25 protein-coding genes are annotated in these 25,772 nt (G+C 60.0%); 15 read left to right on the top strand and 10 right to left on the bottom strand.

Going from position 1 to position 25,772, the window contains the following annotated elements; genetic code table 11:
• The first annotated feature begins 91 nt into the window (after window positions 1-91).
• Window positions 92-997, top strand: coding sequence for a LysR substrate-binding domain-containing protein (locus tag E4P32_RS21520; RefSeq protein ID WP_116435610.1), 906 nt, complete (start codon window positions 92-94; stop codon window positions 995-997).
• Here the strand turns inward: E4P32_RS21520 and pgeF are convergent.
• Both pgeF and E4P32_RS21510 read right to left on the bottom strand, forming a co-directional pair.
• A complete protein-coding gene (gene pgeF, locus E4P32_RS21515; protein ID WP_116435609.1) occupies window positions 990-1,739 on the bottom strand; it encodes a peptidoglycan editing factor PgeF in 750 nt (249 codons plus the stop codon). The two genes, E4P32_RS21520 and pgeF, sit on opposite strands and share 8 nt — an antisense overlap.
• Before the next feature lie 6 nt (window positions 1,740-1,745).
• Window positions 1,746-2,804, bottom strand: a complete 1,059-nt coding sequence (locus E4P32_RS21510) for an RluA family pseudouridine synthase (RefSeq protein ID WP_116435608.1) — start codon at window positions 2,802-2,804, stop codon at window positions 1,746-1,748.
• A 63-nt stretch (window positions 2,805-2,867) separates the two neighbouring features.
• Here E4P32_RS21510 and E4P32_RS21505 point away from each other — a divergent pair, with 63 nt between their 5' ends.
• Together E4P32_RS21505 and E4P32_RS21500 are read left to right on the top strand one after the other, a co-directional pair.
• Complete coding sequence (locus tag E4P32_RS21505) at window positions 2,868-3,668, top strand: outer membrane protein assembly factor BamD (RefSeq protein ID WP_116435607.1); 801 nt, start codon at window positions 2,868-2,870, stop codon at window positions 3,666-3,668.
• A 247-nt stretch (window positions 3,669-3,915) separates the two neighbouring features.
• Window positions 3,916-5,526: a methyl-accepting chemotaxis protein gene (locus E4P32_RS21500; protein ID WP_116435606.1), complete on the top strand. Its 1,611-nt coding sequence runs from the start codon at window positions 3,916-3,918 to the stop codon at window positions 5,524-5,526.
• Window positions 5,527-5,575: 49 nt separating this feature from the next.
• Here the strand turns inward: E4P32_RS21500 and yaaA are convergent, their stop codons facing one another.
• Window positions 5,576-6,352 (bottom strand): peroxide stress protein YaaA, encoded by a 777-nt coding sequence (gene yaaA / locus E4P32_RS21495; protein WP_116435605.1) that lies wholly within the window; start codon window positions 6,350-6,352, stop codon window positions 5,576-5,578.
• Between the two features lie 332 nt (window positions 6,353-6,684).
• Between yaaA and E4P32_RS21490 the strand changes: the two genes are divergently transcribed.
• From E4P32_RS21490 to E4P32_RS21450, 9 genes are all read left to right on the top strand, one after another.
• Complete coding sequence (locus tag E4P32_RS21490) at window positions 6,685-8,403, top strand: methyl-accepting chemotaxis protein (protein ID WP_116435604.1); 1,719 nt, start codon at window positions 6,685-6,687, stop codon at window positions 8,401-8,403.
• 307 nt (window positions 8,404-8,710) lie between these two features.
• Window positions 8,711-8,998, top strand: a complete 288-nt coding sequence (locus E4P32_RS21485) for a hypothetical protein (protein WP_116435602.1) — start codon at window positions 8,711-8,713, stop codon at window positions 8,996-8,998.
• Entirely contained in the window at window positions 8,988-9,509 is a 522-nt protein-coding gene (locus E4P32_RS21480) for a putative toxin-antitoxin system toxin component, PIN family (protein ID WP_233526712.1), read from the top strand. The genes E4P32_RS21485 and E4P32_RS21480 overlap by 11 nt, the downstream gene beginning before the upstream one ends.
• Window positions 9,510-9,624: 115 nt before the next feature.
• Window positions 9,625-10,785 carry a pyridoxal phosphate-dependent aminotransferase gene (locus E4P32_RS21475; protein ID WP_116435600.1) on the top strand — a complete coding sequence of 387 codons (1,161 nt, stop codon included), beginning with the start codon at window positions 9,625-9,627 and terminating at the stop codon, window positions 10,783-10,785.
• A 28-nt stretch (window positions 10,786-10,813) separates the two neighbouring features.
• Window positions 10,814-11,521: an enoyl-CoA hydratase-related protein gene (locus E4P32_RS21470; protein ID WP_116435599.1), complete on the top strand. Its 708-nt coding sequence runs from the start codon at window positions 10,814-10,816 to the stop codon at window positions 11,519-11,521.
• Window positions 11,522-11,652: 131 nt separating this feature from the next.
• The gene (locus E4P32_RS21465; RefSeq protein WP_158559741.1) at window positions 11,653-12,822 is read left to right on the top strand and encodes a GNAT family N-acetyltransferase; all 1,170 of its coding nucleotides are present in this window, start codon (window positions 11,653-11,655) and stop codon (window positions 12,820-12,822) included.
• A 151-nt stretch (window positions 12,823-12,973) separates the two neighbouring features.
• Entirely contained in the window at window positions 12,974-13,666 is a 693-nt protein-coding gene (locus E4P32_RS21460) for a glutathione binding-like protein (protein ID WP_116435597.1), read from the top strand.
• Between the two features lie 166 nt (window positions 13,667-13,832).
• Window positions 13,833-14,576: an NAD(P)-dependent oxidoreductase gene (locus tag E4P32_RS21455; RefSeq protein ID WP_116435596.1), complete on the top strand. Its 744-nt coding sequence runs from the start codon at window positions 13,833-13,835 to the stop codon at window positions 14,574-14,576.
• A complete protein-coding gene (locus E4P32_RS21450; protein ID WP_233526711.1) occupies window positions 14,573-15,142 on the top strand; it encodes a cupin domain-containing protein in 570 nt (189 codons plus the stop codon). Before E4P32_RS21455 ends, E4P32_RS21450 begins: the two co-directional genes overlap by 4 nt.
• 12 nt (window positions 15,143-15,154) lie before the next feature.
• Here the strand turns inward: E4P32_RS21450 and E4P32_RS21445 are convergent, their stop codons facing one another.
• The 6 genes from E4P32_RS21445 to mfd all read right to left on the bottom strand — a co-directional run bounded on the left by E4P32_RS21445 (window position 15,155) and on the right by mfd (window position 21,955).
• Window positions 15,155-15,607 carry a MaoC family dehydratase gene (locus tag E4P32_RS21445; protein WP_116435595.1) on the bottom strand — a complete coding sequence of 151 codons (453 nt, stop codon included), beginning with the start codon at window positions 15,605-15,607 and terminating at the stop codon, window positions 15,155-15,157.
• Window positions 15,608-15,731: 124 nt separating this feature from the next.
• Window positions 15,732-16,382, bottom strand: a complete 651-nt coding sequence (locus tag E4P32_RS21440; RefSeq protein ID WP_116435594.1) for a CoA transferase subunit B — start codon at window positions 16,380-16,382, stop codon at window positions 15,732-15,734.
• Window positions 16,383-16,394: 12 nt separating this feature from the next.
• Window positions 16,395-17,090, bottom strand: a complete 696-nt coding sequence (locus tag E4P32_RS21435) for a CoA transferase subunit A (RefSeq protein ID WP_116435593.1) — start codon at window positions 17,088-17,090, stop codon at window positions 16,395-16,397.
• 111 nt (window positions 17,091-17,201) lie between these two features.
• Window positions 17,202-17,582, bottom strand: coding sequence for a hypothetical protein (locus E4P32_RS21430; RefSeq protein WP_116435592.1), 381 nt, complete (start codon window positions 17,580-17,582; stop codon window positions 17,202-17,204).
• Window positions 17,583-17,630: 48 nt separating this feature from the next.
• The gene (gene serB, locus E4P32_RS21425; protein WP_116435591.1) at window positions 17,631-18,479 is read right to left on the bottom strand and encodes a phosphoserine phosphatase SerB; all 849 of its coding nucleotides are present in this window, start codon (window positions 18,477-18,479) and stop codon (window positions 17,631-17,633) included.
• Window positions 18,480-18,508: 29 nt separating this feature from the next.
• Entirely contained in the window at window positions 18,509-21,955 is a 3,447-nt protein-coding gene (gene mfd, locus E4P32_RS21420; protein WP_116435590.1) for a transcription-repair coupling factor, read from the bottom strand.
• Window positions 21,956-22,122: 167 nt separating this feature from the next.
• On the opposite strand from mfd, the gene ispD reads away from it, so the two are divergent.
• The 3 genes from ispD to E4P32_RS21405 all read left to right on the top strand — a co-directional run bounded on the left by ispD (window position 22,123) and on the right by E4P32_RS21405 (window position 23,762).
• Window positions 22,123-22,872, top strand: coding sequence for a 2-C-methyl-D-erythritol 4-phosphate cytidylyltransferase (gene ispD, locus E4P32_RS21415; protein WP_116435589.1), 750 nt, complete (start codon window positions 22,123-22,125; stop codon window positions 22,870-22,872).
• Between the two features lie 20 nt (window positions 22,873-22,892).
• Window positions 22,893-23,396 (top strand): 2-C-methyl-D-erythritol 2,4-cyclodiphosphate synthase, encoded by a 504-nt coding sequence (ispF, locus tag E4P32_RS21410; RefSeq protein ID WP_116435588.1) that lies wholly within the window; start codon window positions 22,893-22,895, stop codon window positions 23,394-23,396.
• A 162-nt stretch (window positions 23,397-23,558) separates the two neighbouring features.
• The gene (locus tag E4P32_RS21405) at window positions 23,559-23,762 is read left to right on the top strand and encodes a cold-shock protein (RefSeq protein WP_053197264.1); all 204 of its coding nucleotides are present in this window, start codon (window positions 23,559-23,561) and stop codon (window positions 23,760-23,762) included.
• 242 nt (window positions 23,763-24,004) lie between these two features.
• On the opposite strand, the gene aceB is transcribed toward E4P32_RS21405, so the two are convergent.
• Window positions 24,005-25,591 carry a malate synthase A gene (aceB, locus tag E4P32_RS21400; RefSeq protein ID WP_116435587.1) on the bottom strand — a complete coding sequence of 529 codons (1,587 nt, stop codon included), beginning with the start codon at window positions 25,589-25,591 and terminating at the stop codon, window positions 24,005-24,007.
• Window positions 25,592-25,772 lie beyond the last annotated feature (181 nt).

Here is a 25,772-nt window from a genome sequence, read left to right as displayed (position 1 = left end):
CTGCCAGCTATCGTCACACGTGAAAATCTGGAATACACTAAGCCAGCCTTCGGCACCGACGAAGGCTGGCCCGCCAACTCCATTCGCCACCATGAGCACACGCCTTGATCTGAGCGACCTGCGATTATTTCTGCATGTCGCGGAAACCGGCAGCATCACCGCCGGCGCCGACCGTTCGCATCTCGCATTGGCGTCCGCGAGCGCCCGCATCCGCAGCATGGAAGACGCACTCGGCGTGGCCTTGCTGCTGCGGGAACGGCGCGGCGTGCGTCTGACCCACGCCGGACGTGCCCTGCTGCACCACGCCCGCGCCGTGCATCAGCAAATGGACCGGATGCGCGATGAACTCAGTGAATATGCCCACGGCCTCAAAGGCCACATCCGCCTGCTGGGCAACACCGCAGCGGTCAGCGAATTTCTGCCCGATGCGCTGGGGACGTTCCTGGCGCAAAACCCGTATATCGACATCGACCTGGAAGAGCGGCTCAGCCACGAAATCGTGCAGGCCATTGTCGACGGCGTGGCCGACATCGGCATCGTCGCCGACTCGGTGCCGACTGGCCCCCTTCAGACCATTCCTTTTCGTCAGGACCGGCTGGTCGCCGTGCTGCCGCGCAAGCATGCGCTGGCGCGGCGCAAGGCGCTGCAGTTCGTGGAAATCGCGGACAAGAATTTCATTGGATTGAGCACCGGCAGCGCGCTACAGGAACATCTGGCCGGTCACGCGTTGCGCGCCGGAAAACGCCTGCAATATCGCGTCAGGCTGCGCAGCTTTGACGGCATCTGCCGGATGGTGGAACGCGAGGTCGGCATCGCCGTGATTCCCGAGACCGCCGCCTTGCGTTGCAAGAAGACCATGGAGATCAATTGCATACCGCTCAGCGACGCATGGGCGAAGCGGCAGTTGTTGATTTGCGTGAGAAGTCGGGAAGAGTTGCCGGGACACACCCGGCAGTTATTGGAGCAGTTGACTGAAGCAACCGTGCCGACTATTTGAGCCAGATCAGCGAAGCCATGCGACCGGTCTGCTTGTCGCGCCGATAGGAATAGAACCGCTCGTCGCTGACGGTACACAATCCACCGCCGGCAACCCGCTGCACGCCAGCTTGTGCCAGCCGCCGGCGCGCCAGTTGGTAGATATCGGCCAGGTATTTGCCTTCGCGTCCGGCGATGGCATCGAAAGCTGCACGGCTGGCCGCATCGTGTGAAACAAACGCTTCCAGCACGTCTTCGCCGACTTCAAATTGCTGTGGACCGATCGCCGGACCGAGCCAGGCGATGATCTCGCCGGCGCCGCGGTCGCGCATGGCGGACACGGTGTTTTCCAGCACACCTCCGGCCAGTCCGCGCCACCCCGCATGCGCCGCACCGACCACGCTGCCGGTAGCGTCACATAACAGTACAGGAAGGCAATCCGCCGTCATCATGACGCACACCACGCCGGGTTCGCTGGCGATACAGGCATCAGCGTCCGGCGCGCCCTGCACCAGCGCCGCGTCCGCGACGTTGATGCCATGCACCTGGGTCAGCCAGGCCGGTTCGGCGGGCAAAATACTACGCAGCAAAGCGCGATTGCGCTGCACGTGTGCAGGCTCGTCCTGCACATGCACGCCCAGATTCAGGCCGCCGCCGCCCTGTCCGTCGTCATACTGACCGTGACTGAAACCGCCGCTGCGCAATGTCGACAGCGCGCCAACGTTGGCAGGAATATCGGTCCAGTCGGGAATCAGCAATTCCATGCGGCCTCAGTCTTCCAGTGCAGTCAGGACTTTCACGTCGATGCCGGCGCGCTTCAGCAAGTCGGTGAAATCCTCCGGCAGGCCGACTTCCCATTCCACCGGTTTTCCGGTGGCGGGATGGATCAGGCCAAGCTTCCAGGCCTGCAGCGCCTGGCGCGGGAAGAACGGCATCAGATGCGACTTGCCGTACAACGCGTCGCCGACCAGTGCAAAACCAAGCGATTGCATGTGGACGCGAATCTGATGGGTACGTCCGGTTTCCAGTTGGCAACGCATCAGACTGACGGCACGGCCGTCGAGCGCGCCCACCGCCGCACGACGATAGTGCGTGACCGCCGTTTTTGCCGTTATGCTTTCTGATACCGCCATCTTGATGCGGTCGCGCGGATGGCGCGCCATCGGCGCATCAATGGTGCCGGACAGCTGCGGCATACCCCAGACCAGCGCAAGATATTGGCGCTTGACGGTGCGCGCCTGCAACTGGCGCACCAGGTCGGTCTGCGCCGCCAGCGTCTTGGCCACTACCATCAGACCGCTGGTGTCCTTGTCCAGGCGATGGACGATGCCCGCGCGCGGTACGCCGCCCAAAGCGGGGCAATGATGTAATAAACCGTTAAGAAGCGTACCTGACCAGTTGCCGGCAGCGGGATGGACTACCAGCCCGGCCGGCTTGTCGATCACCATGATGGTTTTATCTTCATGGATGATGCACAAGTCCATCGGCTCCGGCGTGAAGGCATTGTCTTCCGGTGCAGCCTGCGGAGTAATGACCACGAGCTCATCTCCCAGCACCGTTGTTTTGGTGCGGGCGGGCTTGCCGTCGACAGTGACGTGACCGGCTTCTATCCATTGCTGGATGCGGCTGCGAGAGTATTGCGGCACCAGTCCCGACAAGACTTTGTCGAGCCGGGCGCCACAGTCGTCATCGCTCAGTTTCAAGGTTATGGGTTCTGCACCATCGGTAAATTCCTCGACGACTTCATCGAGCGAATCATCTCCCTCGGGTATTTCGACAGGTTCGGTTGCAAATGCTTTAACAACCTTAGGGGGAGTGGTACGTGACATCAGCTATAATCAGAGGATTGAAATTTCTTGTTTCTTTGCACCCGCTCAAACTGCTCATACGTCATGCAAAAAATCTTATTGAAGTTGCTTACCGTCGCATTCATCCTTTCATTATCGGCTTGCGGCTTGCTACCGGAACAAAAAGACGAGACGATTGGCTGGTCTGCGTCCAAATTATACTCGGAAGCCAAGGACGAGCTGACTGCCGGTGGTTACGAGAAGGCGATCAAGTACTTTGAGAAGCTCGAATCGCGCTATCCGTTCGGTACTTATGCGCAACAGGCGCAAATGGATGTCGCCTACGCCTACTACCGCCTGAACGACCAGCCGCAAGGCCTGGCGGCAGTCGACCGCTTTATCAAGCTGCATCCGAATCATCCCAATGTCGATTACATGTACTACTTGCGCGGGCTGATCAATTTCAACGATCGAACAACCATTTTCGACACCTTCACCGATCAGGACAACACCGAACGCGATCCCAAGGCCGTGCGCGACGCCTTCGACTCGTTCAAACTGCTGGCCGAGCGCTTCCCGGACAGCACCTACACGCCGGATGCCCTGTTGCGGATGAAGTACCTGGTCAATTCGATGGCGCAATACGATGTTCACGTGGCCAATTATTACTACCGTCGCGGCGCGTATGTGTCAGCCGTCAATCGCGCCCAGGCTGCGGTGAAAGAATATCCTGATGCGCCGGCCGTTGAAGAAGCCTTGTTCATCATGATGCGCGCCTATGAAGCCATGGGTCAGAAACAACTGCGTGACGACACCGAACGCGTGATCCAGGCGACTTATCCGAACAGCAGCTACTATCACGGCGGCCCCAAGGGCAAAGACAAGCCTTGGTGGAAAATCTGGTAACACAGGTCTGCCTCAACGAAAAAACCTCGCATCGCGAGGTTTTTTTACGTCAATACTCTTTCTTCTTTCTCAAATATCGGCAAATAACATTATTTAAGTAGAAAAAATACTGCAAGCGACATATGCTCGTTGACAGAACGTCATCAAAAACGACGTCGCAACATTCTCCTCGCTCTCCCGAAGGCCGACACGTTGTGCCACCGCACAGCGCATCACTGCTCAAACGCAGACCTTCTGGAGAAGCATCATGGCATGGTTTTACAATTTGCGAATTTCGCGGAAATTACTCATTTCCTTTTGCCTCATCCTCAGCCTGACCTGCTCGCTGGGCGCTTTTTCTGTTTTTCAGCTGGCCAAAGTCAATCAGGCTTCCGTCGACATCGCCACCAACTGGCTGCCCAGCATATCGGTCGCGCTGGAACTCAAAGTCGCTCTGTCACGCGCGCGCGCCATCCAGCTCCAGCACATCCTGTCCGTCAAAGAAACAGAGTTCGCACAGAACGAAAAAGAGCTTGATCAACAAAACCGGCTGATCCTGCAAAAGATCGCCGACTTCGCACCACTGGCCAATACAGAGGTCGAAAAGACCGTCATCGCCAAGCTTGCGCGAGAATTCGACGGCATCCTGTCGATTCAGAAAAAAGTATTGGCGATCTCACGCACGAACAATATCGCGGAGGCTCATGCACTCCACATGACGGCCTTCACGCCACTCTATTTTCGTATCCTGGCCGATGCCGACACGTTGGCCTCGGTCAATCTGAGCGGAAGCAAACAGGCCGATCAGGTGGCGCGCGACACGTTCGAATCGTCGCGCATCATGATCGTGAGCCTGTTGCTGATCTCCATGTTTGGAGGCCTCGCAATGGCGACATGGGTCTCGCGACTGGTCGTCAAACCCTTGCAACAAGCCGTCGCTGTGGCGCAACGCGTGGCAGACGGCGATCTGACGACCCCCATCCATCCGCTCAGCAAAGATGAGACTGGTCAACTGATGATCGCGCTCAAGGCAATGACTGACAGCCTGTCGAAAATCGTCAACGAAGTGCGACTTGGCACGGACTGCATGGCGACTGCCTCGACCCAGATCGCCTCCGGCAATCTTGACCTGTCCTCGCGCACAGAACAACAAGCCTCTTCATTGCAGGAAACATCGTCCTCCGTCAACGACCTCACCGTGGCAGTCAAGCAGAATGCCGACAACGCCAATCATGCCAATCAGTTGGCCGTCTCCGCCGGAAAAATCGCAGCTGAGGGAGGCAATGTGGTCGCGCAAGTTGTCGAGACCATGGAGTCCATCAATACCTCATCAAAGAAAATTTCCGACATCATCGGCGTGATCGACGGCATTGCGTTCCAGACCAATATCCTGGCTTTGAACGCTGCGGTTGAAGCCGCCCGGGCGGGAGAACAAGGCCGCGGCTTTGCAGTCGTCGCTTCGGAAGTGCGCAGTCTCGCGCAACGATCTGCCAGCGCCGCGAAAGACATCAAGTCGCTGATCGATGATTCTGTCGTCAAGGTCGATACCGGCAGCAAACTGGTGGAGCATGCCGGCGCGACCATGTTCAATATTGTCAGCAGCGTGAAACGCGTGACCGATATCGTGGGAGAAATCTCCAGCTCGAGTCAGACGCAAAGTACACGCATCGCCCAGGTGAATCAAAGCATCCTGCAAATGGACGAAGTGACGCAACAAAACGCCGCCCTGGTCGAGCAAGCTGCGGCAGCAGCCCAATCGCTGCAGGATCAGGCCGGCAAACTGGCACAGGTAGTGAGCGTATTCAAACTCAGTGCGACGGAGACCCATGCAAGGGCAACACCCGCTTCAGAACGGCTGCCGATGGTTGATGTCGCGTGACCTGACAGCCTTGGTGCACCTGGCGTGCTGGCGGGGTAGCACGTGGAAATCATGCCTCCACACGCCGGCGGAACACCCAAGAGGTTTCGCTTGAAACCGATTCGTCGAATCCATAACCGTCGAGGTCGAAGTTCTTCAGTTTTTCCGGCTGGTTCACGCCCTTCTGCGCGGCGTAGCGCGCCATCAGGCCGCGCGCACGCTTGGCATAGAAGGAAATGATCTTGTACTTGCCACCCTTCCAGTCTTCAAACACGGGCGAAATCACCTTGGCCTCGAGTACTTTCGGCTTCACAACCTTGAAGTATTCTTCCGACGCCAGATTCACCAGCACCTTGGCCTTGTGTCCCGCCAGCTCGGCGTTGAGCGCCTTGGTGACGTCATCGCCCCAGAACGCGTACAGATCCTTGCCGTGCGGGTTCGGCAGCCGGGTACCCATCTCCAGGCGGTAAGGCTGCATCAGATCCAGCGGACGCAGCGCGCCGTACAGGCCTGACAGGATGCGCACATGCGACTGTACGTAATCCAGTTGCTTGGCAGAAAGCGAGCCGGCATCCAGTCCCCCGTAGACGTCGCCGTTGAATGCCAGCACCGCCTGCTTGCTGTTCTTGGTGGTGAATTTGCGCGACCAGGATGCAAAACGCTCAACGTTGAGGGCCGCCAATTGATCCGAAATTCCCATCAGGGTCGAGATCTGCGCCGGCGACTTCTGCTTCAAGACCTCAATCAGCTCGGCGGAGCGCGCAACGAAATCTGGCTTGGTGTGGATGTCGGTGGTCGCGGGAGTGTCGTAGTCGAGGGATTTGGCGGGCGATAAAACAATCAGCATAGAGGGTCCTGTTAATTTTTTCGACATCATACCGAAAGCCTCGGACCTCGTCTGCGAGGATGCCATTCGTTGACGCGGAAACAAGTGCCCAGCCCTGCGGAGGCAGCCGGACCCGACCGGGTGTTGCTAATCCGCCAAAGCCAAAACTAATTCTCCCGCGCCCTGAACTTCTTCATAGAATGAACGTTCAGGTCATACGCGGTATGGGGCATCCAACGAGAACAATCCAAGCCCCCCATGGATACGGAATTTGCACCAAGAACAAGCAGTGAAGATTGCATTGCCGCGGCACGATCAACATCGGCCGTCACATCCACCGACAGGGAGGCTCTATGAAATGGTTCTATGATTTGCAAATTTCCAAAAAGCTGCTGATTTCCTTCATCCTTGTGCTGGCGCTGACCAGCGCGCTCGGCGCTTTCGCCATCGTCCAGCTCGGCAAGGTCAACCAGGCATCGACCGACATCGCCACCAACTGGCTGCCCAGCGTCAGGACCTCGCTTGAATTGAAAGTCCTTCTGGTGCGCATCCGCTCGGTCCAGCTTCAACATGTCCTTTCTTCCACCGAAGCTGATTTCGTCGCCAATGAAAAGCTGCTCGACGACATGGTGCCGGCCATGAAGAAGAAACTCGCCGACTACGAAAAATTGATCGACACGGACATTGAAAAGGCCGTCTACCCCCAGCTCGTAAAAAACTTCGACGCCTTCCTGGCATTGCAAAAGAAAATCCTCGACCTCTCGCGCCAGAACAAAAATGAGGAAGCGCGCGCAGTCATCATGAAGGAAGCCACGCCGATCTACCTGGCGATGTTCGCCAATGCCGACAAGCTCGTCGCCGCCAACCAGGAAGGCGCCGACCTCGCGGACACGACGGCCGAAGCCACCTACAACTCTTCGCGCATCATGATCGTCGCCATGCTGGCGGCCTGCATCGTGCTCGGCATGCTGATGGCGGTGTGGGTCGCGCGCATCGTCTCCAACCCGCTGCGCCTTGCGGTCAATGTGGCGCAGCGCGTCGCCGACGGCGACCTCACGGCCGACATCCGGCCGTCCAGCAAGGATGAGACCGGACAGTTGATGACTTCGCTCAAGGCCATGAATGACAGTCTGTTCAAGATCGTCAGCCAGGTACGCCAGGGCACCGACACCATCGCCACCGCTTCCAATGAAATCGCGGTCGGCAATCTCGACCTGTCCAGCCGCACCGAACAGCAAGCCAGCTCGCTGGAAGAGACCGCCTCATCCATGGAAGAACTCACCTCCACCGTCAAGCAAAATGCCGACAACGCACGCCAGGCAAATCAACTGGCGGTGTCGGCGTCGGAGGTCGCGATTCAAGGTGGCAGCGTGGTGGAACAGGTGGTCAACACCATGGGCTCGATCAACGATTCCTCGAAAAAAATCGTCGACATCATCAGCGTCATTGACGGCATCGCCTTCCAGACCAACATCCTGGCGCTGAACGCTGCCGTGGAAGCTGCCCGCGCCGGCGAACAGGGTCGCGGCTTTGCGGTCGTGGCCAGCGAAGTGCGCAGCCTGGCGCAGCGCTCGGCATCCGCCGCCAAGGAAATCAAGGCGCTCATCGATGACTCGGTGGAAAAAGTCGACACCGGCAGCAAGCTGGTGGCCCAAGCCGGTTCGACCATGAGCGAAGTGGTCAGCAGCGTCAAACGCGTGACCGACATCGTCGGCGAAATCACCGCCGCCAGCCAGGAACAAAGCGCCGGCATCGAAGAAGTCAACCAGGCCATCACACAGATGGACGAAGTCACCCAGCAAAACGCCGCGCTGGTCGAAGAAGCTGCTGCTGCCGCACAATCGCTGCAAGACCAGGCTGCGAAACTGGCGGAGATCGTCAGCGTATTCAAACTCGACAACGCACAGGCAAGGCCCTCCCCGGTTTCCGCAGTCAGCGCAAGCCGGGCGCGGCCCCCCGTATTTGCCAAGGCAGCAGCCCCTGCTCGCCTGCCTGCTCAACAAGCCGCAGCAGCGCCGCGCCAGATCAAACAGGCGACGCCCGACGACGGCAACTCCTGGGAACAGTTCTGAAGCGGGCCAGACCAGGCCCCTCACCGTCCTGCCCGCTCCACAAGCCGCGTCAGACCGACGCGGCTTTTTTCATGTCGCCGCAGCCATCTTGCATGCGGGACAACAGGGGCGCGGACAGGCCGGCGAAAAGCTGCGCGGCGTCAACTCCACACGAGCAAAGCAGGCCTACATGGATTAGTATCTGGGGTATGGAACAACGCAGGATGACGACATCGTCCACGCCTCCCGACAGAAGCAACAGCAAGCCGTCGGCGGCATCAAGGACGGGACCGCCCCCTGCACGATTCGACACCTACCAGGAGGAGATATGAAACGCGACAAAGCTCTGATGACTGATATCCTCACCACACTGTCCACCTTTGGCACCAGCTACGGCGACATTGAGAAGATTCAAACCAATCTCACCACGCAGAACACCCCGCCCGAGCTGATCCAGCATCATCTGCGGCTGCTGCATGATCGCGGCCTCGTGGCGGTCGACATCCATCAATTCTGGCGCCTCACCGACCAGGGTTACGACGTCGTCGAAAGCGGCGGCAACCTCGGCGATGCACCTTCGGACGCCACCAGGAAAGCCCGCGGTTTTGACAATTAGCGCCATCACCTCCTCCAGCGGCGCACCGTCTGCCGTTGCCATTGCTGCTGCCGTCAGTCCGCGCCCTATCGTTCGAATTGTTCTCGACACCAACGTCTGCCTGGACCTGTTCGTCTTCCGCGATCCGCGCTGGGCGCTGTTGCTGCAAGCCATGCGCGAACACCGCGTCGAGGCCGTCACGCGCGAAGACTGCCGCATGGAATGGCTGGTGGTGCTCAACTACCCGCATCTGCCGCTCACCGAAGAAGACAAGCCGACCGTCCGCGCCGCGTTCGATGACCTGATCACCTGCCTGCCCAATGCCCCCGTCAATACGTTCGGCCTGCCGGTCTGCACCGATCCGGACGACCAGAAATTCCTCGAGCTGGCGCTGCAATCGCAAGCCGGCGTGCTGATCACCAAAGACAAGGCCCTGCTCAAGCTGGCCAAAAAGACCGCGCGCAAAAACATGTTCGCCATCATGACGCCGCAAGGCTGGCACGCCGCCATGGCGGAAGAAATCGCGGCATAGCGCCACGCCAACCGCCGGACTGACGCGTCGTCGCCGTCGATTTGCACCAAGCCAGTGCCGCCGCCGGAAATCCGGCTAAAATGCTTTCTTTCCGCTTTCTTCCAGATTCATTTCCATGAGCCAGCCAGCCAACATCGTCTCCAAACTGCCCCGCGTCGGCACCACCATTTTCACCGTCATGTCCGCGCTTGCGAGCGAAAAAGGCGCGGTCAATCTGGGCCAGGGATTTCCCGATTTCGATTGCGATCCGGCGTTGGTTGACGCCGTCGCAAACGCCATGAAAACCGGCCTGAATCAATACCCGCCGATGGCCGGCGTGCCGCTGTTGCGCGAGGCAATTGCGCAAAAGATCAAGACGCTGCACGGCCACACCTATGACGCGCTGAACGAAATCACCGTCACCGCCGGCGCTACGCAAGGCATCCTGACCTCGATCCTGTGCGCCGTGCATGCCGGCGACGAAGTGATCGTGATAGAACCGGCCTACGACTGCTACGTCCCCGCCATTGAGCTGGCCGGCGGCATCCCGGTGTTCGTCCAGATGACCGTCAGCAGCGACGGCTACAGCGTGCCGTGGGACAAGGTCGCCGCCGCCGTCACGAGCAAGACGCGCCTGATCATGGTCAACACGCCGCACAACCCGACCGGCTCGATCCTCAAGAAGACCGACATCAATGCGCTGGCCGACATCGTGCGCGGCACCGACATCCTGATCCTGTCCGACGAAGTCTACGAGCACATGGTCTACGACGGCCAGGCGCATGAATCGCTGTGCCGCCATCCTGAGCTGGCGCCGCGCACCTTCATCAACTCCAGCTTCGGCAAGACCTACCACGTCACCGGCTGGAAAATCGGCTTCGTCGCCGCCCCCGCCGCGCTGACCGCCGAGTTCCGCAAGGTGCACCAGTTCAATGTCTTTACCGTCAATACGCCGGTGCAATACGGCATTGCCGAGTACATGAAAAATCCGGCGCCTTATGTCGAGCTGCCCGCCTTCTACCAGCGCAAGCGCGACCTGTTCCGCGACGGCCTGAAGAACACCCGCTTCAAGCTGCTGCCGTCGGACGGCACCTACTTCCAATGCGTTGAATATGGCGCGATCTCGGATGTGTCCGAAGCCGAATTCTCCAAATGGCTGACCACGGAAATCGGCGTCGCCGCGATTCCCGTCTCGGCCTTCTACAACACGCCCAAGGAATCGGGCATCGTGCGCTTCTGTTTCGCCAAGAAGGACGAGACGCTGCGCCTGGCGCTGGATCGTCTGGCCACGCTGTAAGCCATCGCAACAATAACAACACCAACTCATGACAGCCGAACTCAAAGCCAGCCGCAACGACGCCACACTGATCCTGACCTTCGCCAATCCAGGCCAGCGCAACGCCGTCGACAGCAATGTCCTGGCGGCGGCGATCGAGACGCTGTCCAAGGCCGAGCGCGACGACTCCGTACACGCGCTGGTGCTGACCGGCGCCGAGCGCGACTTCTGCAGCGGCGTTGAAGCGGGCAAGGATCTTTCCAAGCAGATCGCCGCACTGGAAGCCCTGCAGAATCTGATCGAGATGCTGCGCAGCTTTCCCAAGCCGGTGATCGCTGCAGTCGAAGGCGTTGCGCTCGACGCCGGCTTTTCGCTGGCGCTGGGTTGCGACCTGATCGTGGCGGGACAGAATGCTTCATTCGGCGTTTCGCCGTCGCAGGTCGGCACCTGGGCCGTCGGCGGCGCCGGCTGGTTCCTGCCCAAATCATTGCCGCCGCAATGTGTGGCAGAGATTCTGCTGGACGCCGCTCCGCTGCCAGCCGTGCGACTGCATGGCGCAGGCATCGTCAACCGCCTGACGCCGGACGGCACCGCGCTGGACAAGGCGCTGGCGTGGGGCGAACAGTTGGCTGCGACCACACCCGCCGCGTTTGAACAATTCAAAACATTGCTCGCCAGCGCTTCCGGCACTACACTGACGGAGTATTTCTCGCTGGAAAGACATTCGCTGCTGACCAAGCGTCCCGGGGCAACCTGATCAGACCGCGATAGCAATACCGGCAACATCAGCAATACCAGCAACATCGGAAGAAGCACAACGCGACTGCCCGCAATTCTTCCCATCCTTCTTTTTCTATGGCTGCATTGTCTTCACCGGGTCAGGAGAACATGCAAGGCAACCAAACGGACACACGTCGCAACGACATCTCCACGCCGGCGCTGACGCTCACGACCATTCACACCGACACCGAGCTGGCGGCGCTGACGCCCGAATGGAGTGCCTTGTGCGCCACCCTGCCGCTGCAGCATCCGTTTGCCGAACCCGACTGGAATCTCCATTGGTGGCGTCATCTGCGCGCCCGCCGCCTGCTGATCCATGACCGCCTGCATGCTTTTGTACTGCGCGACGCCGACGGCAAGCTGGTGGCGGTGGCGCCGATGATGATCAGCGTGCGCCCCGGCCTCGGCGCCTTTGGCGTCAAGGTGCTGCAATTTTTCGGCGCCGACCCCAACATTACCGAAGTACGCGGCCTGATCTGCCATCCTGACGACAGCGACGCTGCACTCGCCGCGCTGCAAACCTATCTGCTCGCCCACCGGCACTTGTGGGACTGGATCGAATGGCAAGGACTGTCGCCGGCGCAGGCGCAGCAATTGTCCTCGCCCGGCATCGAACAGCCGAAAGCGCGCGTGATGTGCTACCGGCCCTTGCCATCCGACTGGGATACGCTCAAAGCCAGCCTGTCGCGCAACATGAAGGAAGCGATCCGCAAATGCTTCAATTCGCTGCGCCGCGACGGCCTGCAGCACGCCTTCGAGGTGGTTGAACGGCCTGTCGATGTCGCGCCGGCGCTGGACGATTTCTACCGCCTGCACGCCTTGCGAGCGCGCAGCGGTGAAGGCGTCCCGCATGCCGACGCCTTCCGTGCCCGCAAGAGCCGCAGCTTCCTCTCGGATCACGCCATGATGCTGGCGCGCGAAAACCGGCTGCGTGTATTCCGCCTGCGCATCGGCGGCAAGGTCGCCGCGACGCGCATCGGCTTCGTGCTGGGCGACCAGCTGTATCTTTATTATTCGGGCTACGATCCGCGCTGGCGTTCCTACAGCCTCATGACCACGCTGGTGATAGAAACCATGCGCTGGGCCATCGCGCAAGGCTTCGCCGGCGTCAATTTGTCGACCGGGCGTGACCAGTCCAAGCTGCGCTGGCAACCGCAGGAAGAAGTGTTGCACAACGCCATCCAGATCTCGCCGCGCGCCCGTTCCGCCCTGGTGTTCCGGGCTTACACACGGCTGCGCAGCTATCCGCTCATGCATCGCTTGTCGCGCAAGAAATAGGTCTTCAGGCCGGTTTCGAAAACGCCTCATCCTCTGCGCGTTTGCAATGCTTGGGCTACACTAGCCCGGCACTTCTCCTGACGACTTCAGAGGAGAACCGCTCTCCGTTCACGATTGTTTTTCATCACCATTTCGCCTCATAAGGAAGACCATGATTGATGTATACAGCTGGGCCACGCCCAACGGCCACAAGGTCCACATCATGCTGGAAGAACTCGGCCTGGATTATCGCGCGCACGCCATTGATATCGGCGCCGGTGACCAGTTCACCGATGAATTCCTGAAGATTTCGCCGAACAACAAAATCCCCGCGATCGTCGATTCGGACGGTCCCGATGGCCAACCGATTTCGCTGTTCGAATCAGGCGCGATCCTGATTTACCTGGCCGGCAAAACCGGCAAGCTGCTCGGCACGACCGACCGCGAAAAATACAACGTGCTGCAATGGGTGATGTTCCAGATGGGCGGCCTCGGCCCCATGCTCGGCCAAGCCCACCATTTCCGTATCTATGCGCCGGAAAAGATCGAGTATGCCGTCAATCGCTACTCGAACGAAGCCAAGCGCCTGTACGGCGTGCTGGACAAGCAATTGTCCAAGACCGCCTACCTGGCCGGCGACGAATACACCATCGCCGATATCGCCAGCTTCCCGTGGACGCGCTCGTGGAAGAACCAGGGCATCGAATTGAGCGATTATCCAAACGTGCAACGCTGGTTCGACGCCATCAACGAACGTCCGGCCGTGCAACGCGGCGTCACCGTGCTGGCCGACAAGCGCAAGGCGCTGACCGACGACAAGGCGCGCGACATCCTGTTCGGCAATTCGCAATACAAAAAGCGCTGATCCTTCCACATTGCCCTTCGCCGGGCGGCCCGTCGCGCTGCCCGGCAACCCCCTTCTTTCACCGCATTTTCGGCCTGATCTTGGCCTAGTTCTTTCAGACGTTTTTGGCCCTTTTTACCGGACGCGCACACTCCTACACTTGTGACATCAACCACAAGGAAAGATGATGAGCGAAACGATATTTCTGGCCGGTGCAACCGGCGCCATCGGCACCGTGCTGATTCCCTTATTGCGCAATGCGGGTTACACCGTCTACGGCGGCACGCGTCGTCAGGCACGCGCCAATGCCTTGCGTGAACTGGGCGCGATTCCAGTGATGATTGACGTGTTCGATGCCGACGCTCTCACGTCCGAACTGATCCGCATTGCGCCATCCGTCGTCATACATCAATTGACCGATCTGCCCCGTCTGCCGGACCCGCAGGCGATGGCACAAGCCGCCGCCGGCAACGCCCGGGTACGCAGCGAAGGTACCCGCAACCTGGTCGCTGCAGCGCTGGCCGCCGGGGCTGAGCGCCTGATCGCGCAGAGCATTGCCTGGGCCTATGCGCCCGGCGACAAGCCTTATCTGGAAGAACATCCGCTGGACGTTGATGCGGAAGGCCTGCGCCGCGTCAGCGTCGGCGGCGTGGTCGCGCTGGAGAAGCAAGTCTTGCACACGCCGGGACTGAAGGGAACCGTGCTGCGCTACGGCCAGTTATACGGCCCGGGCACCTGGTCCGCCGTGCCGCAAGGCGCCAGTCCGGTCCATGTCGCCGCTGCCGCGCAAGCGGCCCTGCTGGCTCTGCAGAGCAATGCATCGGGCGTGTTCAACATCACGGAAGACAACACCGAGGCAAGCAATCAGAAAGCGCGCCGCGTGCTCGACTGGAGTCCCGCCTTCCGCTCACCGTATGGTGTCCAATCGTGAACTTGCCGCTGTCTCTTGTGCCAACGCGCCGCCATGGCTATCGCCTCGTCTTGCTCAGTGCCGCCGGCGCACTGCTGCTGACGCAATTACCGGCGCCGAAAGCGGCAGGTCGCTGGATCGCCGATATCTGCATCGGCGCCGGTGCGGACGTGCTGCCGTTTTCCAGCGCACCGCTGGCGACGATCGGCAGTGGTGGCGCAGTGAATCCCGCGACAGCAGCTCCTGCGACCAGCGTCAAAGTGATTTCCTGCGAGCCGTTACCCAACGCACCGGGCAAATCGATCACGACGATGATGGTGGATTTCCCGCCACTGGCTTATTCCGCGCCGCATCGGCATCCGGGGTCGGTGACCGCAATCGTGATGGACGGAACCGTGCGTTCGCAGATGGAAGGCGGGCCCGTCGTCAATTACCAGAAGGGCCAGACCTGGATGGAAGCGCCCTACCAATTGCACGCAATGGCCGGCAATCCCGACCCGGTCAAACCGGCGCAACTGCTGGCGATCTTTGTCACCGACAGCAATTGCGGCCCGCTGGTGATTCCGGAACCGCAGTTGAAGAACTGACTCGTTACGCCATCAATATCGACGCACGATGAACTCGGCGACGCAGACCGGCTTGTCGGCGTCTTCACGTTCCATGGTGATTTCCCACACCACTTGCGCGCCGCCGGGAATCTCTTCCACCGACTGCAGCACGATACGTCCACGCACCTTGCTGCCGACCGGCAGCGGCGACGGAAAACGCACGCGGTTGAGGCCGTAGTTGAGCAGCATCTTGACGTCGCCCATGGAGATGCTCTGGACCATGATTTTGGGCAGCAGACCCAGCGTCAGGAAGCCGTGCGCGACGGTGCCGCCGAACGGCAGTTCGCGCTTGCTGCGCTCGACGTCGACGTGAATCCACTGGTGATCGCCGGTGGCGTCGGCGAACAGGTTGACCTGCTCTTGCGTGACCTCGATCCAGTCGCTGACCGCCACTTCCTGGCCGGCCAGTTCGTGCAGTGCTTCAATGCTTGCTATCTCGCGCATACCTGTCCTTGATGATTCGTTGTCGGGTTGATTTTGGTTGATTCGGATTGATTCCGATGAATGAGGAATCGAAAAAAAGCGCCGGATGATTGCTCAGCCGGCGCCCTGTTTGCTGCACTTTTCTTTATACCGCGCTGACGTCCAGCACCGCTTCGGTGGCGGCGATCACGTCTTCCTTGGTCACGCCCGTCGCCAGCTCGATCAGCTTCAGACCGTTCGGCGTCACATCGATCACACCGAGATCGGTGATGATGCGATTGACCACGCCCACGCCGGTCAGCGGCAGGTTGCATTGCTTCAGGATTTTTTGCGAGATGCTGCCGTCCTTGCCCTTGGCCACGTGCTCCATGAGCACCACCACGCGGCCGACACCAGCCACCAGGTCCATCGCGCCGCCCATGCCCTTGACCATCTTACCGGGGATCATCCAGTTGGCCAGGTCGCCCTGTTGCGACACCTGCATCGCACCCAGGATCGCGATGTTGATCTTGCCGCCGCGAATCATGCCAAAGGAGTCCGCCGAAGCGAAGAAGGACGAGCCGGGAATGGTCGTCACGGTTTGCTTGCCGGCGTTGATCAGGTCGGCGTCGACCTTGTCTTCGGTCGGAAACGGGCCGATGCCGAGCAGGCCGTTTTCCGATTGCAGCCAGACTTCAATATCCTTGGGAACGTGATTCGCCACCAGGGTCGGCAAGCCGATGCCGAGGTTGACGTAGAAGCCGTCCTGCAATTCCTTGGCTGCGCGTGCAGCCATTTCGTCTCTGGTCCATGCCATGATTATTTCTCCTTATTTGGACACAGTGCGTTGTTCGATACGCTTTTCCGGCGTGGCGTTGACCACGATGCGGTGCACGAAGATGCCGGCGGTATGAATCTGGTCCGGGTCGAGCTCGCCAACTTCCACCAGTTCTTCGACTTCGACGATGGTGATCTTGCCGGCCATGGCGACGTTGGGGTTGAAGTTGCGCGCGGTCTTGTTGAAGACCAGGTTGCCGGCCTTGTCGGCCTTCTGTGCCTTGACCAACGAAATGTCGGCCACCAGCGAGCGTTCCATGACGTATTTGGCGCCGTCAAACTCACGGATTTCCTTGCCTTCGGCCACCAGCGTGCCGACACCGGTCTTGGTGAAGAACGCCGGGATGCCGGCGCCGCCCGCGCGCAGCTTTTCTGCCAGCGTGCCTTGCGGGGTGAATTCGAGTTCGAGTTCGCCGGCCAGGTATTGGCGTTCGAACTCCTTGTTTTCGCCCACGTAGGAGGCGATCATCTTCTTGATCTGGCGCGTGGTCAGCAGTTGGCCGAGGCCGAAACCGTCGACGCCGGCGTTGTTGGAAATGGCGGTCAGATTCTGTACGCCGGAGTCGCGCAAGGCCGCGATCAGCGCTTCAGGAATGCCGCACAGGCCGAAGCCGCCGACGGCAATCGTCTGGCCGTCCTTGACGATGCCGGATAACGCGCTGGACGCGTCGGGATAGACTTTGTTCATGCTGTCGCCTCTCTTTTCTATTATTTCCAGTTGCTGCAGTTGCTGGTGTTGCCGAAACTTGCCGGCCCATTCTAATCCATCCGCATGACAGGAGCTTGACGCCCCACCCGGTTAAACCGGCATGGCCTTGTTGTCGTTGAGATCAAGCCAACCCTTGATGATGCGGTAAGCCTTCCAGATCCACGCCAGCGACCAGATCAGCACCGCCAGCGGGATGCCGATCAGGGTGATCCACGCGATACCGCCGGCAAACAACCAGAACAGATACCACCAGAAGGAACGGATCTGCCAGCGATGATGGCTGTAGACGAAGGTATCGGCGGCGTCGCTACGCTTGATGTAGTTGACGATCAGAGGCAGCCACGACAGCATGCCCAGCGACAAGACCAGACTCAGCCCGTGGAAAATATACAGCCACCACGCCAGGTCCTTGGCCGATTGCAGCCTGGTGTCGAACACCAGTTCCTGATTTCCCTGACTTGTAGCGTCCATGCGTTTCTCCTGAGTTGCCTGCGGTTGCTGATAATTTCTTGCGGTTGCTTATGCTTGAGCCAATATGTTCAAGATGCCGTCGAGCCCCACAAAGTTCAATGCCACGCTCGCCTGCGCGCGCACCACCGGTTTGGCGCGGAACGCCACCGAGAGTCCGCTGACGCCCATCATCTTCAGATCGTTGGCGCCGTCGCCCATGACGATGGCTTGCGACGTCGGCACGCCCAGCTCGGCGCAGACGCGCTCCACGGTCAGGCGCTTTTCCTCGGCGTTGACGATGCCGCCGACCACTTTGCCGGTCAGCTTGCCGTCGACGATTTCCAGTTCGTTGGAATGCGTGTAGTCGAGATTGAGGCGGCTCTTCATGCGGTCGGTGAAGAACGTAAAACCGCCCGACACCAGCAAGGTCTTGAGGCCGGCGGCCTGGATCGCCTGCAGCATCTTTTCTGCACCCAGGGACAGTTGCAGGCGTTCGTCATAGACGCGCTGCAAGGCGCCGGCGTCGAGTCCCTTGAGCAAGGCGACGCGACGCGTCAGGCTTTCGTTGAACTCAATCTCGCCGCGCATGGCGGCTTCGGTGATTTCGGACACTTGCGGCTTCAGGCCTTGCATGTCGGCGATCTCGTCGATGCACTCGATTGTGATCAGCGTCGAATCCATGTCCATCGCCACCAGCTTGAAATCCTTGAGCGTGCGGCCTGCTTCGACGAAGGCGTAGTCGACTTGCTGCGCCAGGCAGGCGGCGTCGATTTGCGTCTTGAGTGCGGCGCTGTGGGCAACGCCCTCGCAACGCCAGGCATGCGCGTTGATATCCACCACGCGCTGCGGCTGCGCCAGTGCAATGATGGCCTCGATGTCGGTGCGGTTGGGGTTCAGTCCCTGCAAGATCAGATTCATGGTGCGTCTTCTTCGTATTTGAAAATGTGTCAGCCGACCAGCGAACGCATGGTGGCTTTGAGTTGCATCACGCGTGCATTGAGATCGGGCATGTTGGCGGTGATGCGCAGCTTGTCCTGGCCGTTGAGCTTGATGTGGCGATTCTTCTGGATCAGTTCGATGATGCGCATGGCGTCGACCGGCGGATTCGGCACGAATTGCAGCAACGCCGATTCGGCGTGCGCGTCGATTTTGATAATGCCGAGCGGCTTGGCGGCGATGCGCAGGCGATGCGTTTCGACCAGCGCCTTGGCGACTTCCGGCAGCTTGCCGAAGCGGTCGATCAGTTCTTCCTGCAAGGCGTCGATGGCATCCTGCGAAGTACAGTTGGCGAAGCGTTTGTACAGCGACAGGCGCTCATGCACGTCGCCGCAGTAATCATTGGGCAGCAAGGCCGGCACGTGCAGGTTGATTTCTGTGGTGCTGGCCAGCGGCGCCGCCAGGTCCGGCTCGCGACCATCCTTGAGCGCACGCACCGCTTCGCTGAGCATGTCGGAATACATCTGGAAACCGATCTCGTGCATCTCGCCCGACTGGCTGTCGCCGAGCACTTCGCCGGCGCCGCGAATTTCGAGGTCGTGCATGGCGAGGTAGAAGCCGCTGCCGAGTTCTTCCATCTGCTGGATCGCGTCAAGCCGACGCTGCGCCTGCTTGGTCAGGCCCTTGACGTCGTTGACCAGCAGATAGGCGTAGGCCTGGTGATGCGAACGCCCCACGCGGCCGCGCAACTGGTGCAGCTGCGCCAGGCCGAACTTGTCGGCGCGATGCATGATGATGGTGTTGGCGGTCGGCACGTCGATGCCGGTCTCGATGATGGTGGTGCACAGCAGGATGTTGGATCGCTGCGCGACGAAATCGCGCATGACCTTTTCCAGGTCGCGCTCGTGCATCTGGCCGTGCGCGATGACCACGCGTGCTTCCGGCAACAGCGCTTCAAGCATGGCCTTGCGATTCTCGATGGTGTCGACTTCGTTGTGCAGGAAGTAGACCTGGCCACCGCGCTTCAACTCGCGCAGACAGGCTTCGCGGATGGTCGATTCGCCTTCGGCGCGCACGAAGGTCTTGATCGCCAGACGCTTTTGCGGCGCGGTGGCAATGATCGAGAAATCGCGCAGGCCTTCCAGCGCCATACCCAGCGTGCGCGGGATCGGCGTGGCGGTCAGTGTGAGTACGTCAACCTCAGCGCGCAAGGCTTTGAGGGTTTCTTTCTGACGCACACCGAAGCGATGTTCTTCGTCGATGATGACCAGGCCCAGGCGCGAGAACTTGACGTCGTCGGACAGCAACTTGTGGGTGCCGATGATGATGTCAAGCGTACCGTCGGCCATGCCTTTGATGGCCTGGGTGATTTCTTTTCCGGTACGGAACCGCGACAACTCGGCGATGCGCACCGGCCAGTTGGCGAAGCGGTCGGCGAAAGTTTGCGCATGCTGCTCTGCCAGCAGAGTGGTCGGCGCCAGGATGGCGACCTGCTTGCCGCCCATGACCGCGACGAAAGCAGCGCGCAGCGCCACCTCGGTCTTGCCGAAGCCGACGTCGCCGCAAATCAGCCGGTCCATCGGCTTGCCGCTGGTCATGTCGCCGATGACGGCGTTGATGGCGGCGGCCTGGTCGGGGGTTTCTTCAAAGCCGAAACTCTCGGCGAAGGTTTCGTAATCGCGTGCAGAGTACTGGAATGCGTGGCCCTGGCGCAGCGCACGGCGCGCGTACAGGTTGAGCAGCTCGGCGGCGGTGTCGCGGATCTGCTGCGCCGCCTTGCGCTTGGCTTTTTCCCACTGGCCGGAGCCGAGCGAATGCAATGGCGCGTCTTCCGGCGAGGCGCCCGAGTAGCGTGCGATTACATGCAGTTGCGAGACCGGCACGTAGAGCTTGGTTTCCTTGGCGTATTCCAGGTGCAGGAATTCGGTCTCGCCCTCGCCCAAGTCCATGCTGAGCAGCCCCATGTAACGGCCAATGCCGTGGTTGGCATGCACCACGGGATCGCCGATCTTGAGCTCGGACAGATCGCGCACCATGTGCTCGACCTGGGTGACGTTTTCCTGCTTCTTGCGGCCGACGCGGCGACCGGAACCGGAATACAGTTCGGTCTCGGTAATGAAGACGACTTGCTCCTGTTCCAGCTCGAAGCCGGCATGCAACGGCGCCACGCCCAGCATCAGCGGTTCGGTGTTGCCGAGGAAGCTGTCGTAGCCGTCGCACAGCGCCGGATGCAGATCGTATTCGGCGAAGTATTGCTGCAATGTTTCGCGGCGGCCGTTGGACTCGGCGCACAGCAAGACGCGCTTGCCGGTCTTGAGCAGATAGCCGCGCAGGTTGGTCAGCGGATCGTCGGTGCGGCGATTGACCGCGACGTTGGGAATCGGCGCCGACAAGGCCGACGGTGCGTCGTCGGTTTGCAATACCCAGCGGCCGTAAGGCTTGACCAGCGTGAAGAAATCTTCGTCGGTGAGGAACACCTGCTCCGGCGCCAGCACCGGACGTTCGCGGTCGGCCTTGAGGAAATTATGGCGCGAGCGCGTGTCGCTCCAGAAGCGCTTGATGGCCTGATCGATATCGCCGACCGTGGCGAACATGCTGTCTTCGGGCAGATAGCGGAACAGCGTCGCGGTCTCTTCAAAAAACAACGGCAAGTAGTATTCGATACCGGCCGAGGCGATGCCGTTGCCGATGTCCTTGTAGATCGCCGATCGCGAAGGATCGCCTTCGAACACTTCACGCCAGCGGCTGCGGAAAGCGGTACGAGAAACTTCGTCCATCGGGAATTCGCGCCCCGGCAGCAGGCGCACTTCGCGCACCGGATACAGCGAACGCTGGGTGTCGGCGTCGAAGGTGCGGATGGTTTCGATGGTGTCGCCGAACAGGTCGAGGCGATACGGCAGCGCCGAGCCCATCGGAAAAATATCGATCAGACCGCCACGCACCGAATACTCGCCGGGCGACATGACTTGCGTAACGTGGGTGTAGCCGGCCAGCGTCAACTGCGACTTCAGACGCGCCTCGTCAAGCTTCTCGCCCTGCTTGAAGAAGAAGGTGTAAGCCGCCAGGAAGCCCGGCGGCGCCATGCGCAGCAAGGCGGTGGTAGCCGGCACGATCAGTACGTCGCACTGGCCGTTTTGCACTTCATACAAGGTGGCCAGACGTTCCGACACCAGATCCTGATGCGGCGAGAAGGCGTCATAAGGCAGTGTTTCCCAGTCGGGCAGCAGATGGCAGCGCAACTTGTCTTCATTTTCCGTACTACGCTGAAACCACGGGATTTCCGCCAGCAGACGCTGGGCGTCGGTGGCGTTGGCCACAACCACGGTCAGCATGCGCTTGTCGGCTTTCAACGCGATGGCGGCTTGTGCCAGAAGATACGCGTCGGCGGAGCCATGCGGCGCCGGAGGAACGAAGCGCGCGCCCGGCTTGGGAAGGGATTTTTTCAGGTCAAAAGACATTGGCTGGATCGGGAGGCGCCTGGGGCGCGCAAAATACTGCGAAAGAAGCCAAATTTGGCTTTAGAATTCAGCCTCACATTATAAACGAAGCCCTCTGCTGGCAAGGCTGCGCTCCAAGGCGCCGCACGCAGGCATTTCCTGCGCTCTTGCCGTCACGGCGCCCCGGCATGACCGCTTCCGCATCATCACCTCAGGCCCGTCATTTTGCGCTGATCCCCGCCGCCGGCATCGGTGCGCGCGTGGGCGGCGCCACCCCCAAGCAATACCTGCCGCTGGCCGGCAAACCGATGCTGCAATATGCGCTCGACACCTTCGCCGCCAGTACGCTGATCGCCCATACTTTCCTCGTGGTCAGCGCCGATGACGGTTACATCGACGACTTCCTGAAGACGCAGCCGCAACTGGCGGGCAAGCTGACGGTGCTGCGCAACGGCGGCGCGACGCGCCAGGACAGCGTGCTGAATGGTTTGCAAGCCATCAACACGCGGCTCGGCGCCGACGATTGGGTGCTGGTGCATGACGCTGCGCGTCCGGGACTCACTGCGGAATTGCTGGAGCGACTCATCGCCGCGCTGCATGACGACGAGGTCGGCGGCTTGCTGGCGCTGCCGGTGGTGGATACGTTGAAGCGTAGCGGCGGCACGCCGACGCAGCAGGAGCAGCAGGACCGGGTTCAGGCCACCGTGCCGCGCGACGCGCTGTGGGCGGCGCAGACGCCGCAGATGTTCCGCTACGGTTTGCTGACGCGGGCGCTGGAACAGGCTCACGCACAGAACCGCGTCGGCGACATCACCGACGACGCCAGCGCCATCGAGATGCTGGGACTGCAGCCGAAGCTGATCGAAGGCAGCCCGCGCAATTTCAAGGTCACGCTGGCGCACGATGTCGCGCTGGCCGAACTCTTCCTGAAGACATAAGGATATAAAGGATATACCGCATGACGTTTTCCCCTCCTCCATTCCGCATCGGCCAGGGCTACGATTGCCACGCACTGGTTGCCGGGCGCAAGCTGATCATCGGCGGCGTCGACATCCCACACAAGACCGGCCTGCTCGGCCATTCTGATGCGGATGTGTTGCTGCACGCCATTACCGATGCGATTTTCGGCTCGGCCGGACTGGGCGACATTGGCCGCCATTTTCCTGATACCGACCTGCAGTTCAAGGGCGCCGACTCACGCATGCTGCTGCGCGAAGCGGTCAAGCGCCTGGCTGCCGCCGGTTATGCGATCGGCAATGTCGACGCCACCATCATCGCGCAAGCACCCAAGATGGCGCCGCATATTCCGACCATGGTGGCGCATGTGGCCGCCGATCTGGGTGTTGCATCGGGGCAAGTAAACATCAAAGCCAAGACCAACGAGAAACTCGGCTACCTCGGTCGCGAAGAAGGCATCGCCGCCGAGGCGGTGGTTTTGGTATACAAACCGGGCGCAAATTAAATCATTCTCATAGAGTGAAAAACGCTTGCATTGGCGATTTAATCGGTATAATTAAAGGGTCGTTAAGATTCGAGTTGGTAGTGCGGTATCAGTCTGTCATTCCTCTCTAGGTTTAAACGATAATAACGGGCAAAGCCCACACTAACTTATTTAGGAATTAACATGGCAACTGGTATCGTAAAGTGGTTCAATGACTCGAAGGGCTTCGGCTTCATTACTCCTGACGAAGGCGGCGAAGATTTGTTCGCTCACTTCTCGGCTATCCAATCGAACGGCTTCAAGTCCCTGAAAGAAAACCAACGCGTTTCTTTCGAAGTGACTACTGGTCCTAAGGGCAAGCAAGCTTCGAACATCGTCCCGCAATAATTGCGCAGATAAGCGAATCGATTAGTCGGTTCGCTTCGATGATGAAAAATCCCCGACATGTCGGGGATTTTTTTCGTCTGCAGGTTTTGCTGCGCATGCGTTGTGCGTACGTTGTGCGTGCATCATCCGCGCCCTGCTCCAATGAAAAACGCCCGGCATGACCGGGCGTTTTTGCGTGTACAGCGATGCCGGAGAAATGGCGACCTCAGTGCAGATCGCCGCCTCGCCGCATCAGCACCTCATCAGATTTCTTCGTACAGCGGCAATGTCAGGAATTCGGCAAACGTCTCCGACGTCGACATGTCTTCGAAGATCTTGGCAGCGCGGTCGTAGGTCGGACCGGTGCCGGCCACTTCCTTGACCTTGGCCAGCTCTTCCGGAATCATCGCGCGCACCATGTCGGCAGTGACCTTGCGGCCATCTTCCAGGTTGCCCTTGCTGCTGCGGATCCATTGCCAGACTTGCGCGCGGCTGATTTCTGCGGTTGCCGCATCTTCCATCAGGTTGTGGATAGGCACGCAACCGTTGCCGGCCAGCCAGGCGCCCAGGTAGTGGATGCCGACGTTGATGTTGTAGCGCAGGCCGGCTTCGGTGATCGGCGTTTCAGGCTGGAAGTTGAGCAGGTCGGCCGCCTTGACGTCGACGTCCGGACGTTGCTTCTCGAACTGGTTCGGCTTGTCGCCCAGCACCGCCACGAATTCCTTCATCGATGGTTCGACCAGGCCTGGGTGAGCCACCCAGCCGCCGTCGTAGCCGTCGGTCGCATCGCGACGCTTGTCGTTGATGATGCCTTGCATGGCGATGGCGTTCTTTTCCGGATCGTTCTTGATCGGGATCAGTGCGCTCATGCCGCCGATGGCCGGCGCGCCGCGCTTGTGGCAGGTCTTCAGCAACAGCAACGCGTACGAACGCATGAACGGCGCGGTCATCGTAACCTTGGCGCGGTCGGCCAGGCAGAAGTCCTTGTCGTTCTTGAACTTCTTGATGCAGGAGAAGATGTAATCCCAACGGCCGGCGTTCAGGCCCGAGCTGTGTTCGCGCAGTTCGTACAGGATTTCTTCCATTTCGAAAGCGGCGGTAATCGTTTCGATCAGCACGGTCGCCTTGATGGTGCCTTGCGGCAGGCCGATTTCGTTTTGCGCCATCACGAAGATGTCATTCCACAGACGCGCTTCCAGGTGCGATTCCATCTTCGGCAGATAGAAGTAAGGACCGGCGCCGCGCGCCAGTTGCTCCTTGGCGTTATGGAACAGGAACAGCGCGAAGTCGAAGATGCCGCCGGAGATGCGCTTGCCGTCGATGGTGACGTGCTTCTCGTCCAGGTGCCAGCCGCGCGGGCGCACCACCAGGGTGGCGATCTTGTCGTTGAGCTTGTAGCTCTTGCCGTTCGATTCCAGCGAAATGGTGCGGCGGATAGCGTCGAACAGATTGATCTGGCCGCTGATCTGGTTGTCCCAGACCGGCGAGTTCGAATCTTCGAAGTCGGTCATGTAGCTGTCGGCGCCCGAGTTGAAGGCGTTGATGACCATCTTGCGCTCGACCGGGCCGGTGATTTCGACGCGGCGGCATTTCAGTGCTTCAGGAATCGGTGCGATCTTCCAGTCGCCGCTGCGGATGTTCGCAGTCTCAGGCAGGAAGTCGGGACGCTCGCCGGCGTCCAGACGCTTTACACGCTCAACGCGCGCGGCCAGCAACTCTTGGCGACGCGACTCGAAGGCGCGGCTTAATTTGGCTACCAGCGCGAGCGCGTCAGGCGTCAGGATCTGTTCATAACCAGGCTTGATTTCACCAGAAATCTGCATCCCGGCCGGCAGTGTCAATTGCGTCATGCTGTGCTCCTAAGTAGATAAAAAATCGGATGACAATGTCTTGTCGAATTGTATTTTTGTGCACTTAGTATATTTAAACTAAATCCACATGAGTGAAACGTTTTATCACTTTATCTTTGCGTTTTAGTCACAAGTGACGAGATAATGGCTGTGCCGCTTTCCAGCCTTCGAGAGTACCGCC

Origin of the sequence: Herbaspirillum sp. 3R11 (assembly GCF_004563925.1) — a bacterium.
Lineage (GTDB): Bacteria > Pseudomonadota > Gammaproteobacteria > Burkholderiales > Burkholderiaceae_D > Herbaspirillum.
This window is presented reverse-complemented; position numbering and strand designations above follow the sequence as displayed.